This is a genomic window from Flagellimonas meishanensis (assembly GCF_019880545.1).
Lineage (GTDB): Bacteria > Bacteroidota > Bacteroidia > Flavobacteriales > Flavobacteriaceae > Flagellimonas > Flagellimonas meishanensis.
The window spans coordinates 718,100-737,341 of the sequence record NZ_JAINVW010000001.1; the positions used below are offsets into that span (position 1 = coordinate 718,100).

Genomic DNA, 19,242 nt, shown 5'->3' on the forward strand with positions numbered 1-19,242 from the left:
AAACTTACAATATTATGCGCATAGTTTAGGTCGAAAACATGGGTGTGGAATTACATTTTTTCCTGCTCTGCAAAAAATTTAACAAACAGACTGCCGGGTCGGTTCTGATAATGAGCCAATTATAGTAATAGGGATAAAGCACAGAAACATTTCGATGAAAGTCGCAAAAGGCCATGGGCAGAACAAAATACAAACTCATCGGTCGGTAAAATAGCATTAAAATAAACTTGAAAAATAACAGTTTTCGGGACTAAGGCGGTAAATTTATGGGGTCTATACATGACCATTGACACGCACATGAAAATTTCGCATGCAAAATCCATTGGTTTGGTGCTTTCCGGAGGAGGAATCCGGGGGATGGCACATATCGGTTTGATAAAAGCCATGCAGGAACACGGTGTGGAAGCCCAAATGGTGGCGGGAACCAGTGTCGGAGCACTGGTTGGAGCTCTTTATGCCAATGGGAACAAGGTAGAGGAGATGCTTCAGTTCTTTAAGGACACACCACTCTTTCAATACAGCTTTTTTGCCATAGGCAAGCCCGGGTTTATTGATACGGAACGTTATTTTGGGATTTTTAAAAGACATTTTCCAAAGGACACTTTTGAGGGTCTAAGGAAACCACTATTTGTTGTGGCCACGGATTTGCTAAAGGGCGAGGAGCGTGTTTTTACTTCTGGAGAGCTGATCAAACCCTTACTGGCCTCGGCAGCATTGACTCCTGTGTTCAGCCCAGTGGAAATTGAAGGGTCCCTTTTTGCGGACGGAGGCATCATGAACAACTTTCCCAAAGAATATCTGGATGGTCAAACGGACTATATAATCGGGAGCAATGTTTCCATTGCCGGGGAGGTTCAAAAAAAAGACCTAAAAAACTCATTGCAACTGGCCGGTAGGGTCACCAGTTTGATGATTTATGCCTCCAATCACGGCAAATTGAGGGAATGCGACCTGTACATGGAGCCCAAAGAATTGGAAAAAATAGGTGTTCTGGACAAAAAAGGGATTGAAAATGCGTTCACCATAGGATATGAACACGGGAGCAGAATCCTGGAAATTGCCTTATCCTAAGCGGAGAAACCAGCCAGTTTGTACACTACACATCATCATAATCCAACTTTAAAGTGGGTGTCAATGGATGTGCCTGGCAGGTAAGGATCAACCCCTCGGCCACTTCGCCATCGGTCAAAATCTGATTTTTTACCATTTCGGCCTTACCTTCCTTGATACGGGCAATACAACTGCTGCATACACCGCCTTGACAGGAATAGGGTGCGTCAATGCCTTCCTTTAGGACGGCATCAAGCACAAGTTGTTTTTTGTCCATGGTAAGGGAAAAAGTCTCATCATCCACAACGACCTCCACTTGGGTTTTTCCCTCCAGTTCCTCAGCCAGCACATCTTCACTGTCGGAACTGGTGAAAAGCTCAAATAGGATTTTTTCCTTGGAAACACCATGCTCCATAAGAATTTCGCTGACGGTATTGATCATGGGTTCTGGGCCACATAGATAATGCGCATCAAATACGATATTCTTGAATTGGTTTTTGATCACAAAATTGACAGTGGAGCGTTCAATGTGGCCAAATAAGGCACCTTCCTCTCGAGTCCTACTGTAAACATGCTGAATAAAAAACCTATCGGTATATTGTTTTTTCATTCGCCGGATACTGTCAAGATACATGGTTTCGGAGGGACTCTGATTTCCAAAAACCAGAACAAAAACATTTTCTGGATGACCTTCCAATACGGTTTGTGCAATGCTCATTATGGGAGTAATACCGCTTCCTGCTGCAAAGGCGATAATGTTCTTTGGATTTCCAGCTGGCTCAAAAATGAAACGACCCTCCGGGGGCATTACCTCTAAAGTATCACCTTCTTTTAGGATTTCATTGGCGTAAACAGAAAACATACCATTTGGCATTTTTTTTACGCCGACTGTCAATATTCCCGAGGATGGAGCGCAGGAAATGGAATAGGCACGCCGTATTTCCTGTCCATTCATTTGATGTTTTATGGTGATGTATTGCCCAGCTTTAAAGGAAAACGTATTTCTCAAGGATTCGGGAACGGTAAATGTAATGGCAACCGAGTTGGGGGTCAATTTCTTTACAGCAGAAACTTGCAGCGCATGGAAATCACTCATAAAATTTTTTGCTGCAAAACTAAGGATTCCATGCTTTTCTAAAGGATAGTTTCCCGAAAATGACACAGAATGTAACATTTTTATGGTTCTTTATACTAACCAAACGAAAACCGCCAACATGTTCAAACAATTCATCGAACTGCAATGGAAGTCCTTTTTCAGGTCTTCTTCCATGGGCAAGGGTCTGATCCTGAAACTGCTCATGGGTTTCTTTGCCATTTATATATTGGCGATCCTTGTGCTCACAGGGGGTGGCCTATATTTCTTGCTCAAGAAGATATTTCCGGAGGCAAGCCCCATGTGGACATTGAGCCAGTATATGGTCTACTGGGTATTGGCAGAACTGTTTTTCAGATATTTCATGCAAAAGCTTCCCGTTATGGACATTAAGCCCTTACTGCTGTTGCCCATCAAAAAAAGTACAATAGCCCACTATATTTTGGCCCGCTCGGGCGTATCTGCCTACAACCTTATGGCACTTTTCTTTTTTATCCCCTTTGGAATGGTACTGCTATACCAGGGTTATGCCCCCATTAATGTAATGGTTTGGCTTGTTTCCATTCTTGGGGTTGTGCTCAGCATTAATTATATCAATTTTTTGGTGAACAAAAGTGAAAAGGCATTGATCTTGATCGGGGGTTCCATTATACTGCTTTTGGCCCTGGACTATTTTGAGATATGGTCCGTAACGGCCTTATTTGGGCCCATTTTTCATGGGCTGTATGCCTATCCATTCACAGTTTTCATTCCCCTAGCACTCGCGTTGTTGGCCTATGTTGTCAATTTCTCTTTTTTAAAGGATAGAATTTCGTTGGATCAATCTTTAAGGACAAAGAAGACCGAGGCCAAGGCCTCAGACTTGACCTGGACAAAAAGATTTGGCGACATGGCCCCATTTTTACAGCTGGACCTTAAATTGATTTGGCGTAACAAGCGCACCAAGACACAGGTCTTCATTTCCTTGCTTTTTGTTTTTTACGGATTGATTTTTTACACGCAAGAAGTATATGCCCAGATGTATTCCATATATGCGTTCCTAGGAATTCTTATGACAGGGATATTTTTGACCAATTTTGGGCAGTTCATCCCTGCTTGGGACAGCGCCTATTATAATTTGATGATGGCCCAGAACATTCCGCTGCGGAAATATCTCGAATCCAAGGTGCTGCTAATTTCCGTGAGTGTGGTTGTCATGTTCTTGCTGACCATTCCCTATGCCTATTTTGGATGGGATGTGTTGGCGATAAATTTTGCCACCGCCCTCTACAACCTCGGGGTCAATATTCCGGTGATTCTGTTTTTTGGCTCGTTCAACAAAAAAAGAATTGATTTGGACAAGAGCCCCTTCGGGAACATGCAAGGCACCAGTGCCACACAGTTTTTGATAATATTGCCCATTTTGGGTCTGCCCATTTTGTTATTTAGCGGGCTTTATTTTCTGTTTTCCTTGGAAGTGGCTGTAATTGCCCTTTCCCTTTTAGGGATAGCAGGACTGGCCCTTAGGACCAAACTGGCCCATTTGATTACACAACAATATCACACAAAAAAACACGGCATGATTGCCGGGTTTAAAGAAAAAAACGGCTAATACAATACTATGATAACCGTAGAGAACCTGACAAAAACCTACGCCTCCCAGACGGTGTTGGACCTTGAGCATCTTGAAATTCCAAGAGGGCAAAGTTTTGGATTGGTGGGCAACAATGGAGCTGGAAAAACCACCTTTTTTAGCCTTATGTTGGATTTGATACGCCCCAGCTCAGGTAACATAATCAACAACGGTATCCAAGTGAACACAAGTGAAGCCTGGAAACCGTTCACTTCTGCCTTTATTGATGAGAGTTTCCTTATTGGGTATCTTACCCCCGAAGAATACTTCTATTTTGTGGGGGAGCTTCGCGGCAGGAACAAGGCCGACGTAGATGCACTGCTCGCCCGATTCCAGGATTTTTTCCACGGGGAGATTCTGGGCCAGAAGAAATATTTACGTGACCTTTCCAAAGGAAACCAGAAAAAGGCAGGAATAGTGGCTTCCTTTATCGGCAAACCCGAGGTGGTCATCTTGGATGAACCCTTTGCCAACTTAGATCCCACCACCCAGATCAGGTTAAAATCCATTATAAAGGAATTGACCCAAAACAAGGAGGTTACTGTCTTGATATCCAGTCACGACCTGATGCATGTCACCGAGGTCTGCGAGCGCATTGTGGTGCTGAACAAAGGAAAAATTGTCAAGGACATGGCAACATCGGACCAAACCTTAAAAGAATTGGAAGCCTTTTTTGCCGGATAAAGTCTGGATAAAAAAGGGCACCCGGTTTTCAGGCGCCCTTTGCAGTTATGGTTTTAAAACATGGTGGAAGGATCGTAGTGAAATGAAGCTTTTTTGATCTTTCCATTTTCAACTTGATACATGCAAAGCTCCTCCATGTTCACCCTTCGGCCATCCTTAAAAGTCACATCGCTCGTCATGGGCACCACAAAATGGTTGCCTGCGACCACGGGTTCACCAACCGTTCCACCATGTGCCTCTTGAATATTGCCCGCCCATTCTTGAAAGCCTTTCAAAATATTGTCCAATCCTTTGGTCACCTCATTGGGCACTCCGGGCATTTCCATGCTTACGGCGTCCTTGGCGTAAAGGCCATACGCCTGATCATACTTGCCTTCCCTGCAAAGGCCCACTAGCTTGTCTGCAACTTCTTGTGTAGTCATCTTGTTTCTGTTTTTATGATTAATAAATAAACTTCAAATTAGGTCAGTGCCCCATCCAAATAAGAATTTAGGGGCTTAACGGCCTCAAAATGGTCGAGTATTTCCCCGACCAGTCGCTCCGAACCATAAAACGGCTCTAAAGGAAATTCGGCCATGGCATAGAACTGCTTGTTGAAAACCAAATCCGTTCTTTCGGTCGCCGGCATCAATTCCTTATCCAGGCGCTTGGCCTTTTCCCCTTTCAATCTCCCAAAGCTTGATGCAAATGACCTGGATTCCACAATGGACAAAAAAGTATCCGTATCCCCGGCGATGAACGTTCTAACCCTTTTCAATAAGGGAGGAGTCATCATAAAAAGACCTCCACCCACATGCACACTTTCAGCATCGATGCCCAAGTAGTACCCGGGCAGCTCCGATTTTTTCCCACCCGCTGAAAAACCGGCTTTCATAATGGTATTGTAAGGGGATTTGTCCTTGGAAAACCGGATATCCCGATTGATGCGGAACAGTGCTTTTTTGGGATCGGCAAAAATTCGATTGTCCCAACTCCGTAGTGTGGGAAGCAATTCTTCAAGCACATCCAAAAACGGACCCTTCACATCCGATTCGTATCTCTTCTTGTTGGCTTGAAACCAAGCCGTGTTATTGTTAAGTGTCAGTTCTTTAAAGAATGAACTGTAATGGGCATTGATCATTTGTTTTTATTTTTTTGATAGTTCAATGGCTTCTTTGGCCCATACCAATAAGGTTTCCGGGTCGTCCAAGATTTTATCGGGAACAGAATGATAGGGCATCTTACCATGTTTTTTCGACAAAAGAGCCTCATATTTTCCATATGACGAATCATCGGTCTTAAAATGGACAATTCCTTTCGAATCTACAATTCCGAACATTTTTCCCTGGTGGAAAACACCATGGCCGCCAAACATCTTTTTGATAGTCACACCCTCAATCCGCCCAAGCTTGGAAACCAGTAGATCGGCGGCCAGCTGACCTTCAGATGTGGCCCTGTCCCCTTTACTTCCCATGTGTGTCCAGTTTTATTTTCTCCAGTGCGGCCTGGGCCAGCAATTCCCATTTTTCATGATGTTCAAAATCCAGTTCATACCAACCTGTCAACGGTTTTTTGTTCTTGAAGGGATTGAACTCGGAAAGCGGAACATTCAAAACATTAAAAGAATGATCTGTACCCAACTTGAAGACCATTTTATGTTTGCGTGAGAAAAAGGCAAACACCTTTCCAGCATAATGTATGGCTGGGGAGCGCATCATGTTGCCCTCGGTGACCAAAGGGTGGTCGGCACACATTACCTTCCGGATTTCCAAGAATTTTTCAAACGCCATGCATCAAAGCTACAAAAGGGATTTCCGCATCAAGATGGCAGAACAAGCCAGTTTTAAGGGTTGATTCTGCCAACAATAACCAGTATCTTTAAAACATCAAAGCAAAGGGTTATGAAGCATGTTAGCATATTGGTGCCAAGGGGGAATTCCATATTGAGCAGTGTGGTGGGTCCCTATAAGATATTAATGGCCACAAATCAGTTCTTGATTCAGTCGGGAATGCGAAACGACAATTATTTTGATGTCCACTTGGTGGGTTTGGACCATGATCAGTCGTTGTACGAAGGACTTTTCAGCATTCATTGCGACAGCACAGTCCAAGAGACGCACAAAACCGATCTGATAATGATTCCCGCCCTTAGACCGGACAAACTCATGGAGGATTTGGAACAGAATGAGGCATTTGTTCCATGGATCAGGGACCAACGGAGCAGAAACGGGGCCGAGGTCGCCAGCATGTGCATGGGCGCCTTCGTTTTGGCAAAAACAGGCCTGGTTGATGGCAAACAGTGCGCCACGCATTGGGCTGCTATGGACGTGTTCAAAAAAATGTTCCCAAAGGTGCATTTGGTCTCCAATAAGATTGTGACCGAAGAGGATGGGATATACACCAGTGGGGGTGCCTTTTCATTTTTGAATTTGATGGTCCATTTGGTGGAAAAATATTGTGGCAGGGCTGCTGCCATCCATATTTCCAAATACTTTGAGATAGAAATAGACAGAAAGGACCAAAACCAGTTTGCCATTTTTCAGGGGCAGAAGGACCATGAAGATGAAGCCATCAAAGAGGCACAAAGCTATATCGAGAAAAACGTTCAGGACAAAATTTCTGTGGGTGAATTGGCCGAAAAATATGCCATCAGCAATCGAAACTTTGTCCGACGGTTTAAGAAAGCCACCCAGAACACACCCTTGGAATACATTCAACGGGTAAAGATAGAGGCCGCCAAACGCAGTTTGGAATCCACGGGCCAGAACATCAACGAAGTCATGTACCAAGTGGGATACATGGACCAGAAAGCCTTTCGTACCGTCTTCAAAAAATATGTTGGCCTTTCCCCAGTCGCCTATCGCAGCAAATACAATAGGCAACATGCCAACTTAGAGCGGGCCATGCTCTAATGCACATGCACGAAAACGGCAAAATGGCGAAGGGATAAAAAAAACTTGTATTTTGTCGATAACCCCTATAATAATCCACGTTTTTTTTAGTTAAGGATACACACGATCAACGTTGATTTTGAAGCTTCGGAAATTTCTTTTTATCGCAACCGCTTTTGTTGGGCTGTTTTTTAGTTCCTGTTCCACGCAAAAAGACGGTTTTGTCAATCGCAATTGGCATGCCCTGAACACCAAGTACAACACCTTGTACAATGGCAACATTGCTTTTGAACAGGGCCGTGAGGAATTGAATGCTACATACCGTGATGATTTTTGGGAAATATTGCCCGTGGAACGGCTTCAGGTGTCCAACGAAATCAAATTGGATTCCGAGGACAACAATCCCAACTTTATCCGGGCCGAGGAGAAGGCCACAAAGGCCATCCAAAAGCATAGCATGGACATAAAGGACGAGGAGCGCAACCCCCAGACGGACGAGGCTTTTCTGCTTTTGGGCAAAGCCCGCTACTTTGATGAGCGCTACATACCTGCACTTGAGGCTTTTAACTATATCCTTCGAAAGTATGCGGAGAGCAACAAGCTGAACGAGGCCACCATTTGGCGGGAAAAAACCAATATGCGGCTGGATAATCCAGAGGTTGCCATTAAAAACCTTAAGCGACTTTTTAAATATGAGTCACTGAAAAAACAGGAATATGCGGATGCCAATGCTGTTTTGGCGCAGTGCTATATCAACCTCAATGCTCCGGACACCGCCATCCAAAAACTTAAGATAGCCCAAGCCTACACAAAAAAGAATGCTGAAAAGGGAAGGTACCTGTTCATCATTGGGCAACTGTACAATCAATTGGGGCATAGGGACAGTGCCAATTATGCCTTTGATAAGGTCATTGACTTAAATCGAAAATCTCCTAGGGTTTACATGGTGAATGCCCATTTGAAAAAAATCCAGAATACGGAGCTTACCGACACCAACAGGGAAGCGATGTTGGAATACCTAACCGATTTGGAGGAAAACAGGGAAAACCGGCCCTTTTTGGATAAGATTTATAGGGAAATAGCACAGTTTCATTTAATGAACCAATCCGACAGCCTAGCGTTGGTTTATTATAACAGATCCTTAAGGGCAACCCAGGGCGAACGTAAACTAAATGCCCTCAATTACGAAAGCCTAGCAGAATATTATTTTGAAGAGGATGCCTATAAAACCGCAGGGGCCTACTACGATAGCACGCTTACCAACCTTACCGAAAACACGAAAACATATAGGAGCATAAAGAAGAAACTCGACAATTTGGAAGATGTGATCCAATATGAGGATGTGGTACAATATGCGGACAGTGTTATCACCCTATATGAAATGCCAGAGGCCGAGCGCACAGCCTATTTTGAGGACTACATAGCTGAGTTGAAAAGAAAGGAAGAGGCAGCCGCGGAAGAGGAATTGAAACGCACCACGGCCGGTTTCGCAACCTTTGCCCAGAGCAAGGGCGGCAAGGAGAACCAGGGCAAGTTCTATTTCTATAACATTACCAGCCTGGGTTATGGAAAGAATGACTTTAAAACCCGATGGGGAAGTAGGGCTTTGGAGGATGATTGGCGTTGGAGCAACAAGAACAAGATCTTGATTTCCGAGGCCACTGGAGAAGAAGTGGCCGGCACGGTACAGGCCAAACAAATCACCGAAGACCAAAAATACTCCATCGATTTTTATCTGGAACAGGTACCCACAGAAGTTTCCGTGATCGACAGTTTAAGGGCAGAACGAAATTTTGCCAATTATCAGCTTGGACTTATATATAAGGAAAAATTCAAGGACAACCTTTTGGCAGCGGCCAAACTGGAACGGGTTTTGGCATCCGATCCCGAAGAGCGGTTGATTTTGCCCTCCAAATACAACCTATTCAAAATTTATGAAGAATCGGGGAGTGCACTGGCGCAGAACATGAGACAGGACATCATCAGAAACCATCCTGATACCCGCTACGCTGAAATTCTTTTGAACCCACAGGCCGTATTGGAGGGAAACACGGACAGCCCCGATGCGCGATACGTGGCGCTTTACAAATTGTATGAACAACAGGAATATCTCCAGGTCATTACCCAGGCAGAGGCCTATATCAGCAAATTTACCGGAGACCCCATCGTGCCAAAGTTCGAAATGCTGAAAGCCAATGCCATAGGCCGGCTTCAAGGGTTTGAGGCTTTCAAGGAGGCCCTCAATTACGTGGCCTTGACCTATCCCAACAATCCCGAGGGCAAAAAGGCGGAGGACATGGTGGCCAACCAATTGCCAAAATTACAGGCAACCGATTTTTCAATTGAAACCGGAACCTCCGGCACTGGAAATTGGAAAGTGGTGTTCCCGTTTAAAATAAGGGACAACGAAAAAGCGTTACTATTGAAAGAACGGTTGGTGGAAGTGCTGGATGATCTGAACTACAAAAATTCGGTTTCAAAGGATATTTACAATCTGGAAGACCAATTTGTGGTGGTACACGGATTTAGATCCAGGGATTTTGCCCTGGGCTTTGCGGAGCTCATAAAAAACAATAGGGACTACCGCATCAAAGATGAGAATTTTGTAGTTTTATCCAACAATTATAAAATCATTCAAGTACACAAAAACCTAGACACGTACAAAGCACAAATTTTAACCCCAAAACCCTAGAACACAAATGTTTTCTGACAACAAAAAACCTCGACCTATGAACGAATTTGGAGGACAACCCAACAGAATTGAAAAGAACACCAAGATAAAAGGAGACATCACTTCCGAAGCCGATTTCAGAATTGATGGAAAATTGGAAGGCAATGTAAAGACATCCGGAAAAGTAGTCATTGGCAAAGATGGCTACATCAAGGGCAAAGTGGAATGCGTAAATTCCGATATTGAAGGAAAGTTCAACGGAGAGCTCATTGTAAAGGACCTGCTCTCGCTGAAGGCATCGGCGGTTATTGAGGGCACCGTTAGCGTGACCAAACTGGCCGTTGAGCCCGGAGCCACGTTCAATGCCTCCTGCACCATGGGCAAAGGCGCCATTGCACCTTCACCCGGCGTAGCACCAAAATTGGAGCCGACCAAAACCAATGAACCCGCAAAAATCTCCTAAAAAGGAAAAGTTTAAAAACGCAGCCATACTCACCGGCATCGCCTTTGAGATGGGTATCATAATCTATTTGTCCGTACAAGGCGGCAAATGGTTGGATGCCCAATATGAAAATGAGAAAAATATTTTCACCGTTATTGCCACGCTTGCGGGAGTGGCAATTTCAATTTGGCTAGTTTTGCAACAGTTGAAAAGGATTAAATACTGATGACAAAACTAAATCTGACCGCCAAGTTCTTGCTGCTATTGGATGCTTCATTACTTGTTTCATTTGCGGTCCACTTGTTCATTTTATATATGCGGGGAAATCCGCTTTTCGACAATTTGATCATTCAGTCCTACGTGGTCAATGGGTTTTTGGCCGCACTCATTTTTGTGCTGTTGTATCGTTTTCGGGAGCGGTTCAGAAATCAAATAGGCTTTTTGTTTATGTCGGGAAGCTTTGTAAAGTTTGTGGTTTTCTTTCTTCTTTTTTATCCTACCTACAAGCAAGATGGCGAACTTTCCAAACTGGAATTTGCAGCATTTTTTGTCCCCTATGCGCTCGCACTTTTTTGGGAGACTTATTTCGTGTCCAAACTAATGAAAATCATGGAGCAAAAGGACAGGGAAAAGCAGCCCTAAGATCCTTTAAAATAAAAGTTTGAAAGCTTTTTTCTTTTTAAGAGAATGGCTTACATTTGCACCGATTTTCAGAGACCGATATTTTTTGAGCGAAATGCGAAAAACTTTATTTACCAGATTTCTGCTTGTTATGATGCTTTGTGTTGGCCCGTTCGCTTTTCCGGCTGAAAAGGAAAACGAGCAGCATGGAGAGCAAGGTAAGGACCTAAAAACAGAAATTAAGGAATACATCTCCCACCACCTTCAGGATTCCCATGATTTTTCCTTGTTTTCCTACACCAAGGACAATGGTGAGCATGTTTATGTTGGATTCCCATTGCCAGTAATTTTGTGGGATAATGGGCTAAAAGTATTTTCCTCCTCCCAATTTCATCACGGTGAGACCTTGGCCGAGGTTGATGGGCAACATTATAAACTTTACCATTCCAAGATATATAAAACAGATGCCGAGGGCACTATCAATTATGATGAAGACCATCATCCGACCAATGCAAAACCCTTGGATTTCTCCATCACCAAAAACGTGGTAATGATTTTTATCACAGGTTTGTTGATGTTCTGGTTGTTTTCGAGCTTGGCGAGATCTTATGCCAAGAACAACGGTGTTCCAACAGGAGTGGGCCGTTTCTTTGAGCCCATAGTCCTATATATTAGGGATGACATCGCCAGGCCCAATATCGGAGAAAAAAGATATAAAAAGTACATGCCGTTCCTATTGACCATATTCTTCTTTATATGGTTCTTGAACATGTTTGGGATGACACCGCTTGGCATCAATGTGACTGGAAATATTGCCATCACAACAGCGCTGGCCATCCTTACTTTTGTTATTACCAATTTCACGGGAACCAAAGACTACTGGATGCACCAGTTCAATCCATTGGGCGATTCGTTGCCATGGTACGGAAAAATACCTTTATATATAATATTGGTGCCCATTGAGATGTTGGGATTGATCATCAAGCCTTTTTCCCTGTTGATTCGTTTGTACGCAAACATGCAGGCGGGCCACATCGTTATCGGAAGTTTGATTGGGCTGATGTTCATTTTCAAGAGCTGGATTGGAAGCCCATTATCATTTGGACTGGCTTTTGCCATTATGCTGATTGAAGTTCTTGTAGCTCTGCTGCAAGCATATATTTTCACCATGTTGAGTGCACTGTACTTCGGATTTGCCTCTGAGGAACACGAGCACGACCATGAGCACGAGGCAGAGATTGCCCATTAACAAGAATGTCATTTCTGCGAAAGCAGGAATCCAAATAGTGAATATTTAATTTTTAAACTAGATAGATATGGAAATTCCAGTAATGGTAGGTGCAGGTTTGGTAGTTATCGGTGTTGGTCTTGGTATTGGTAGAATCGGTGGTTCTGCTATGGAGGCCATTGCCCGTCAGCCTGAAGCTTACGGAAAAATCCAAACAGCGATGTTGATTGCAGCAGCGTTGATTGAAGGTATTGGTTTTGCTGCACTTTTTGCGGTATAATCAAAACATGTAAAAACGAAAGGCTGCAACGGTTGGTTGCAGCCCTAGTTTCAGTTTAAAGATTGAAGAAATAAATACAGAATATGGAAAAGTTATTGGAAGAGTTTTCGTTGGGATTGTTTTTCTGGCAGACCCTTTTGTTCGTGTTGTTGTTGCTCTTGCTTTACAAGTATGCATGGAAACCTATTCTTAATGCAGTCAACGATCGCGAGGAAGGCATCAAAAATGCTTTGGATGCCGCCGAGGCTGCCAAAAAGGAAATGCAGAATGTCACTGCCGATAGCGAAAAATTACTGAAAGAGGCCAGGGCCGAACGTGATGCCTTGTTGAAGGAAGCACGTGAAATCAAGGAAGGGATCATCTCCGAAGCCAAGGAACAGTCCAAGATAGAAGGGGACAAAATAATAAAGCAGGCCCAAGCCGCAATAGAAAGTGAAAAGAAAGCTGCCGTTGCCGATATCAAGGCACAAGTGGCCAACCTTTCCTTGGATATAGCGGAGAAAGTGATCAAAGAAGAGTTGTCCGACAAGAAAAAGCAGCAGAAGTTGGTAGAGGACATGTTGGGAGATATCAAACTGAACTAGTATTAGATGAACCAGAACAGGGCAGCAGTACGCTACGCAAAAGCAACTTTGGATTTCGCCATAGAGAAGAAAGCGGCAGAAGCCGTTGAAAACGATATGCGCAATATTGCCAAAACAATTTCCGAAAGCGGCGAGTTGCAAAATCTTTTGGACAGTCCGGTCATAAAAGGGGAGTCAAAGAAAAATGCACTCCAGGAGATCTTTAAGGGATCCAACGAGATTACCAAAGGGCTCATCAACACCTTGACCGACAACAAAAGAATTGCAATGTTGCAGGAAGTGGCCTATAAATACATTATTCTACACGAGAAGATAAAAGGCGAGGATGTGGCTTATGTTACCACGGCCGTTCCCTTGACCGCCGATCTTGAAAAGAAAATATTGGCCCAAGTGACAAAGCTTACGGGAAATAAGGTCACAGTGGAGAACAAAGTCGATGAAAGCATTATAGGAGGATTCGTGCTGCGGGTTGGGGATCTACAGTATGATGCCAGCATCGCGAACAAATTGAAAGGATTACAAAGAGAATTTACAAATAGTCTATAAATAAAGGACTTGGGATGGCTAACATCTTGGGTCTAACTTCTTATATCTAAATAAAATGGCAGGAGTAAAAGCCGCTGAGGTATCAGCAATATTGAAAAAGCAATTATCTGGGTTCGAAGCCACCGCTACTTTGGACGAAGTGGGAACCGTGTTACAAGTTGGGGACGGTATTGCCCGTATTTACGGACTTTCCAATGCCCAATATGGAGAATTAGTGGAGTTTGAAGGCGGAATGCAAGGTATTGTACTGAACCTGGAAGAAGATAATGTTGGTGTGGTATTGTTGGGTGCATCCAAGGAAATTATGGAAGGTGCCACAGTAAAAAGGACGCAGCGCATCGCATCCATCAATGTGGGTGAAGGTATCGTTGGCCGGGTTGTGGATACCTTGGGAACTCCAATTGACGGCAAAGGCCCCATCTCTGGCAAAACCTATGAGATGCCGTTGGAGCGCAAGGCGCCCGGGGTAATCTACCGTCAACCGGTAAACGAACCGTTGCAGACTGGGGTAAAAGCCATCGACGCTATGATCCCTGTTGGTAGAGGACAGCGTGAGCTTGTCATCGGTGACCGTCAAACAGGAAAGACCACGGTTTGCATCGACACCATCATCAACCAAAAAGAATTTTACGATGCCGGTGAGCCTGTATACTGCATCTATGTTGCCATAGGTCAAAAAGCATCTACAGTGGCCGGAATCGCCAAGATATTGGAAGACAAGGGAGCCTTGGCCTATACCACTATTGTGGCTGCCAACGCATCCGATCCTGCACCCATGCAGGTGTATGCTCCTTTTGCAGGTGCCGCAATTGGTGAATATTTCAGGGATACAGGTCGTCCAGCATTGATCATTTATGATGATTTGTCAAAACAGGCGGTTGCCTACCGTGAGGTGTCCTTGTTGTTGAGAAGACCTCCAGGTCGTGAAGCTTACCCGGGAGACGTTTTCTATCTTCACTCAAGATTGTTGGAACGAGCTGCCAAAATCATCAATGATGATAGTGTGGCAAAAAACATGAACGATCTTCCGGATGTATTGAAGGACAAAGTGAAAGGAGGCGGGTCCTTGACGGCGCTTCCAATCATCGAAACACAGGCGGGTGACGTATCGGCATATATTCCGACCAACGTGATTTCCATTACGGACGGACAGATATTCTTGGAGCAGGATTTGTTCAACCAAGGGGTGCGTCCGGCGATCAACGTGGGTATTTCGGTATCCCGTGTGGGAGGTTCCGCGCAGATCAAGTCCATGAAGAAAGTAGCAGGTACCTTGAAGTTGGACCAAGCCCAGTTCCGTGAATTGGAAGCTTTTGCCAAGTTCGGTTCCGATTTGGATGCCGCTACCTTGAACGTCATTGAAAAAGGACGAAGGAATGTGGAGATCTTGAAACAAGGCCAGAACGATCCGTTTACCGTTGAAGATCAGGTGGCCATCATCTTTGCAGGTTCCAAGAACTTACTTCGTGATGTTCCCGTGGACAAAGTAAAAGAATTTGAAAGGGATTACTTGGAGTTTTTGGGTGCCAAGCATAGAGATGTTTTGGACGCACTGAAAGCAGGAAAATTGACTGACGAGGTCACCGATACGCTTACTGCTGTTTGTAAAGACCTTTCAGGAAAGTACAGAGCATAGCATACAAATTGTCATTCCTGTGAAAACAGGAATCCAAAAACAAAAAGATTCCGCATCGAGTGCGGAATGACAAACGAAAAGAATGGCAAACTTAAAGGAAATACGGAGCAGAATATCTACGGTTTCTTCAACCATGCAGATAACCAGTGCCATGAAAATGGTATCTGCTGCTAAGTTGAAAAAGGCCCAGGATGCCATTACGGCCATGCGACCCTATTCGAATAAATTGACAGAATTACTGCAGAACCTGAGTGGTAGCTTGGATGGTGATTCTGGAAGCCAATATGCCAACAATAGGGAAGTGAAAAAGGTGTTGGTGGTTTCCATAACCTCGAACAGAGGACTTTGTGGGGCTTTCAACTCCAACATTATCAAAGAGAGCGTTTCCCTGTATCATGGCAAATATGGTGGGAAGCAGGTTGATTTTATGACCATCGGCAAAAAGGGCAACGATATTTTAAGAAAGAAGTTCAACATCGTGGGCAATCATGGAAAGATCTATGATGATTTGACCTTTGATAATGTCGCTGAGATTGCAGAGAATCTGATGCAACGTTTTATAGAAGGAGAATATGACCGTATCGATTTGGTCTACAACCGCTTTAAAAATGCTGCTACACAAATTGTGACGACTGAGCAGTTTTTGCCCATTGTTCCCATGGAAGGGGATACCTCAGCTAGCGCGGATTACATCTTTGAGCCTTCAAAAGAAGAGATTGTGGAACAATTGATTCCAAAATCCTTGAAGACCCAATTGTACAAAGCTATTCGGGACTCTTTTGCCAGTGAGCACGGTGCACGAATGACGGCCATGCACAAGGCCACGGACAATGCCGGCGAAATGAAGGCACAGTTAACATTGACCTACAACAAGGCACGTCAAGCAGCCATTACCAACGAGATTTTGGAAATTGTTGGGGGTGCGGAGGCACTGAACAACTAGGAATTCCAATATGATATCATGGAAAGCCACTTTCAAAGTGGCTTTTTTTATTGCCTTATTCGTAGCTAAAAGACTAGCACGTTTTGCGTAACTTGCATTTGCAATAAAGGAAAGTAAAGAACACGCACGCATTGAACCCTTTAAAAAGGCTTTTTAAACAAACATTTATCTACGGTGTGGCCACGGTATTTCCGAGGGTCATTTCGTTTTTCCTGCTTCCATTGTATACCTCTGTTTTTGAAAATGCGGCAGGGTATGGCCAGTACACCAATATCTATGCATGGATTGCTATTTTCAATGTGTTCCTGGCCTACGGCATGGAGACCGCTTTTTTCCGATTTTATCATAAAAGGGATGATAAGGAGAGCGTGATTTCCACATCATTTATTTCCTTGTTGGCTACCTCCCTGATATTTTTTGTGGTAGCATTGGCCATTAGGGATGGCCTGGCGGAATTCACCAACATTGATGCGGATTATATAAAATTTACCACGTACATTTTGGTGTTGGATGCCTTGGCAATTATTCCATTTGCCCTGATTAGGGCGCAGGAGAAGCCTATGAAGTATGCCCTGCTAAAGACGGCCAATGTGGCCATTAATCTGGGCTTTAATGTGTTTTTCCTGCTTATTTTGCCCAAGTTGGCAACAACTCCATCCGAAGGAGTATGGTCGTCAATTTATAAAGAGGGTTGGGAAATCCAGTACATTTTCATTTCCAACATCATTGCCAGCGGGGTTACACTTTTGATTTTGTTGCCGAGTTACTTTAAGGTTTCCTACAGGTTCAACGCAGTCCTTTGGAAGCAAATGTTGAAATACGCCGGACCGGTCATGGTGGCAGGTGTTGCGTTCACGGTAAATGAAGTGCTGGATAAAATACTGCTTACAGAATTGTTGCCAAGCGATGTGGCCGAAACCGAAGTGGGAAAGTATGGGGCCTGTTATAAATTGGCGCTTTTTATGACCCTGTTCGGAACGGCATTCAGAATGGGCGTTGAACCCTTTTTTTTCAGTCACGCCAAAACGGATAAACCACAAAAGACGTATGCCCAGATCACTAATTATTTTGTTGTTCTGGGGAGTGTAATTCTATTGGCTGTAGTGGTATTTGTTGAGCCATTGGGCAAGCTCCTTATCCGAAACCCGATTTATTGGGAAGCTTTGGATGTGGTACCCCTCATCTTGTTAGGGAGTTTTTGCTTGGGGATTTATCACAACCTTTCCGTTTGGTACAAGGTCACAGACCAGACCAAGTTTGGGGCCTACATTTCTTCAATTGGTGCCCTGATCACTTTGATCATAAATATTGGATTGATCCCCAAAATAGGGTATATGGCCTCTGCTTTGGCCACCCTCGCAGCATATGGTATTATGATGGTGCTATCCTATTTCTTTGGAAAAAAATATTACCCAGTACCCTATAATATGAGAAAAATACTTTTTTATATGGGTGTTTCAATAGGTTTTTCGGCACTCTCCTTCTACGCTTTTAATAGAAATTTAATAGCTGGGAGCATACTACTTTTGCTATTTTTGATGTTAGTTTACAAGATGGAGGGAGATAGATTAAAGACCATACTACTGCGGCGTGAAAATTAAGATTATCAATAGATCAGAATATCAATTGCCCAATTATGAAACCTTGGCCTCGGCGGGTATGGACCTAAGGGCCAATATTGCCAAACCGATAACGCTTAAATCGTTGGAGCGTGCCATAGTGCCAACAGGAATTTTCATGGAGCTTCCCGTTGGTTATGAGGCCCAGGTTCGACCACGAAGTGGTCTTGCGGCTAAAAAAGGCATATCGGTACTTAACGCACCCGGCACCATCGATGCAGATTACCGAGGTGAGGTAGGGGTCATTCTGGTGAATCTATCTTCTGAGGATTTTACCATTGAAAATGGGGAACGTATTGCCCAAATGGTCATCGCAAAACATGAAAGAGCTGAGTGGGAAGTTGTTGAATCACTTTCCAATACGGCTAGAGGCACAGGTGGTTTTGGAAGTACCGGTAAAAATTAGCAGATGCTGAAAAATTTTTTCACATTCTTTTTTTTGGTAGCAACTAACGTAATTTTTTTTGCACAGAATCAGATAGATAAAGTTTCTGACGATGCTTGCCCATGCATTTCACAAATCAGTACAGAAATAAAGGAAAAGAAGAAATACAAAAAGATAAAAGAGTGCATTTCATCATCCATTTTGAAGATTCAGATGAAAAATAGCCTTATAAAAATGACATCGAAGACAATGGACACTCTTAATAAGTATGCCTCAGAGGAATTGCCTGACTCTACTTTGTTAATGGAGGACAACTATATCATCGTAGTGGACAAAGATTATAAAGAAGTCGAAGAAAACCTTCTTCGAAATTGCCAGTCCATGAAAGTCTTACTAGCATCCCATGATCAAAAGAGACGGAACTCGGTCTCCAATAAGAAAACCGCGAATGAGCATTATGACCTTGGACAAATGTTCTTCAAAGAGGGCAAATACGCAATTGCCATAGAGCACTACAAAAATGCAGTTGCCGTAGACCCAAAGTTCGCTTTTGCCTGGGACATGATTGGATATAGTTATCGAAAACTGAATGAGTACAATGAAGCTATATATTATTATAAGAAGTCTCTTGAGATAGATTCAAAAGGCAAAATGCCCTTAATCAATATTGCGTATGCCTATGAATATAACAAAGATTATGATGAAGCTATAAATGCAATGAACAACTACATACATATTTATCCAAATGAGGGAGAGGGATATTATGGAAGGGGGCGCTTATATCATATAAAGGGAGATTATGAACAAGCACTTGATGATACGATCAAAGCATATTTGATGTATTCTGAAATAAATTCGCCTTATGCTAGAGACGCAGAATACAATATTAGTTTATTTTATAATGAACTTAAAGAAGCTGAGAGATTGGAAGTTTTTGACAAAATTGCGAAAAGGTATAATTTACAGATAGACTAACAT

22 protein-coding genes are annotated in these 19,242 nt (G+C 43.5%); 17 read left to right on the forward strand and 5 right to left on the reverse strand.

All coding sequences use genetic code 11. The features are described 5' to 3' along the window. Nucleotides 1–279 precede the first annotated feature (279 nt). The gene (locus K7G75_RS03170; RefSeq protein WP_222982706.1) at nucleotides 280–1,071 is read left to right on the forward strand and encodes a patatin-like phospholipase family protein; all 792 of its coding nucleotides are present in this window, start codon (nucleotides 280–282) and stop codon (nucleotides 1,069–1,071) included. 25 nt (nucleotides 1,072–1,096) lie between these two features. Here the strand turns inward: K7G75_RS03170 and K7G75_RS03175 are convergent, their stop codons facing one another. Beyond that, nucleotides 1,097–2,146, reverse strand: a complete 1,050-nt coding sequence (locus tag K7G75_RS03175) for a ferredoxin--NADP reductase (protein WP_222982707.1) — start codon at nucleotides 2,144–2,146, stop codon at nucleotides 1,097–1,099. Nucleotides 2,147–2,264: 118 nt separating this feature from the next. Here K7G75_RS03175 and K7G75_RS03180 point away from each other — a divergent pair, with 118 nt between their 5' ends. Together K7G75_RS03180 and K7G75_RS03185 are read left to right on the forward strand one after the other, a co-directional pair. Next, a complete protein-coding gene (locus tag K7G75_RS03180; protein WP_222982708.1) occupies nucleotides 2,265–3,734 on the forward strand; it encodes a DUF5687 family protein in 1,470 nt (489 codons plus the stop codon). A gap of 9 nt (nucleotides 3,735–3,743) precedes the next feature. Beyond that, the gene (locus tag K7G75_RS03185; RefSeq protein WP_222982709.1) at nucleotides 3,744–4,439 is read left to right on the forward strand and encodes an ABC transporter ATP-binding protein; all 696 of its coding nucleotides are present in this window, start codon (nucleotides 3,744–3,746) and stop codon (nucleotides 4,437–4,439) included. A gap of 53 nt (nucleotides 4,440–4,492) precedes the next feature. Here K7G75_RS03185 and K7G75_RS03190 read toward each other — a convergent pair whose 3' ends face one another. Genes K7G75_RS03190 through K7G75_RS03205 form a run of 4 tightly spaced genes read right to left on the reverse strand, consistent with a single transcriptional unit; the run spans nucleotide 4,493 to nucleotide 6,208 of the window. Beyond that, nucleotides 4,493–4,861, reverse strand: a complete 369-nt coding sequence (locus tag K7G75_RS03190; protein ID WP_222982710.1) for a nuclear transport factor 2 family protein — start codon at nucleotides 4,859–4,861, stop codon at nucleotides 4,493–4,495. A 38-nt stretch (nucleotides 4,862–4,899) separates the two neighbouring features. Further along, nucleotides 4,900–5,559 carry a DUF2461 domain-containing protein gene (locus K7G75_RS03195; RefSeq protein WP_222982711.1) on the reverse strand — a complete coding sequence of 220 codons (660 nt, stop codon included), beginning with the start codon at nucleotides 5,557–5,559 and terminating at the stop codon, nucleotides 4,900–4,902. Between the two features lie 6 nt (nucleotides 5,560–5,565). Beyond that, a complete protein-coding gene (locus tag K7G75_RS03200) occupies nucleotides 5,566–5,892 on the reverse strand; it encodes a TfoX/Sxy family protein (RefSeq protein WP_222982712.1) in 327 nt (108 codons plus the stop codon). After that, a complete protein-coding gene (locus K7G75_RS03205; protein ID WP_222982713.1) occupies nucleotides 5,882–6,208 on the reverse strand; it encodes a hypothetical protein in 327 nt (108 codons plus the stop codon). The genes K7G75_RS03200 and K7G75_RS03205 overlap by 11 nt, the downstream gene beginning before the upstream one ends. 111 nt (nucleotides 6,209–6,319) lie before the next feature. Here K7G75_RS03205 and K7G75_RS03210 point away from each other — a divergent pair, with 111 nt between their 5' ends. The 14 genes from K7G75_RS03210 to K7G75_RS03275 all read left to right on the forward strand — a co-directional run bounded on the left by K7G75_RS03210 (nucleotide 6,320) and on the right by K7G75_RS03275 (nucleotide 19,239). Continuing rightward, nucleotides 6,320–7,330 carry a GlxA family transcriptional regulator gene (locus K7G75_RS03210; protein WP_222982715.1) on the forward strand — a complete coding sequence of 337 codons (1,011 nt, stop codon included), beginning with the start codon at nucleotides 6,320–6,322 and terminating at the stop codon, nucleotides 7,328–7,330. Nucleotides 7,331–7,448: 118 nt separating this feature from the next. Beyond that, nucleotides 7,449–10,001 (forward strand): type IX secretion system periplasmic lipoprotein PorW/SprE, encoded by a 2,553-nt coding sequence (gene porW, locus K7G75_RS03215; RefSeq protein WP_222982717.1) that lies wholly within the window; start codon nucleotides 7,449–7,451, stop codon nucleotides 9,999–10,001. Between the two features lie 7 nt (nucleotides 10,002–10,008). Next, on the forward strand, nucleotides 10,009–10,443 hold the full coding sequence (locus K7G75_RS03220) for a bactofilin family protein (protein ID WP_222982719.1): 435 nt from the start codon (nucleotides 10,009–10,011) through the stop codon (nucleotides 10,441–10,443). Next, nucleotides 10,421–10,648: an AtpZ/AtpI family protein gene (locus tag K7G75_RS03225; RefSeq protein WP_222982721.1), complete on the forward strand. Its 228-nt coding sequence runs from the start codon at nucleotides 10,421–10,423 to the stop codon at nucleotides 10,646–10,648. Before K7G75_RS03220 ends, K7G75_RS03225 begins: the two co-directional genes overlap by 23 nt. After that, complete coding sequence (locus K7G75_RS03230) at nucleotides 10,648–11,064, forward strand: hypothetical protein (RefSeq protein ID WP_222982723.1); 417 nt, start codon at nucleotides 10,648–10,650, stop codon at nucleotides 11,062–11,064. The genes K7G75_RS03225 and K7G75_RS03230 overlap by 1 nt, the downstream gene beginning before the upstream one ends. A gap of 94 nt (nucleotides 11,065–11,158) precedes the next feature. Continuing rightward, nucleotides 11,159–12,292, forward strand: a complete 1,134-nt coding sequence (gene atpB / locus K7G75_RS03235) for a F0F1 ATP synthase subunit A (protein WP_222982725.1) — start codon at nucleotides 11,159–11,161, stop codon at nucleotides 12,290–12,292. A 67-nt stretch (nucleotides 12,293–12,359) separates the two neighbouring features. Beyond that, nucleotides 12,360–12,551: an ATP synthase F0 subunit C gene (gene atpE / locus K7G75_RS03240; RefSeq protein ID WP_045801726.1), complete on the forward strand. Its 192-nt coding sequence runs from the start codon at nucleotides 12,360–12,362 to the stop codon at nucleotides 12,549–12,551. Nucleotides 12,552–12,634: 83 nt separating this feature from the next. Then, nucleotides 12,635–13,135, forward strand: coding sequence for a F0F1 ATP synthase subunit B (locus K7G75_RS03245; protein ID WP_222982726.1), 501 nt, complete (start codon nucleotides 12,635–12,637; stop codon nucleotides 13,133–13,135). Between the two features lie 6 nt (nucleotides 13,136–13,141). Continuing rightward, nucleotides 13,142–13,681, forward strand: a complete 540-nt coding sequence (gene atpH / locus K7G75_RS03250; RefSeq protein ID WP_222982734.1) for an ATP synthase F1 subunit delta — start codon at nucleotides 13,142–13,144, stop codon at nucleotides 13,679–13,681. 55 nt (nucleotides 13,682–13,736) lie between these two features. Beyond that, entirely contained in the window at nucleotides 13,737–15,317 is a 1,581-nt protein-coding gene (atpA, locus tag K7G75_RS03255) for a F0F1 ATP synthase subunit alpha (protein ID WP_222982736.1), read from the forward strand. 82 nt (nucleotides 15,318–15,399) lie between these two features. Beyond that, nucleotides 15,400–16,260 (forward strand): ATP synthase F1 subunit gamma, encoded by an 861-nt coding sequence (gene atpG, locus K7G75_RS03260; protein ID WP_222982738.1) that lies wholly within the window; start codon nucleotides 15,400–15,402, stop codon nucleotides 16,258–16,260. Nucleotides 16,261–16,391: 131 nt separating this feature from the next. Then, the gene (locus K7G75_RS03265) at nucleotides 16,392–17,861 is read left to right on the forward strand and encodes a lipopolysaccharide biosynthesis protein (protein WP_222982740.1); all 1,470 of its coding nucleotides are present in this window, start codon (nucleotides 16,392–16,394) and stop codon (nucleotides 17,859–17,861) included. Continuing rightward, the gene (gene dut / locus K7G75_RS03270) at nucleotides 17,851–18,285 is read left to right on the forward strand and encodes a dUTP diphosphatase (protein WP_222982742.1); all 435 of its coding nucleotides are present in this window, start codon (nucleotides 17,851–17,853) and stop codon (nucleotides 18,283–18,285) included. Before K7G75_RS03265 ends, dut begins: the two co-directional genes overlap by 11 nt. Before the next feature lie 3 nt (nucleotides 18,286–18,288). After that, nucleotides 18,289–19,239: a tetratricopeptide repeat protein gene (locus tag K7G75_RS03275; protein WP_222982744.1), complete on the forward strand. Its 951-nt coding sequence runs from the start codon at nucleotides 18,289–18,291 to the stop codon at nucleotides 19,237–19,239. Nucleotides 19,240–19,242: the final 3 nt, after the last annotated feature.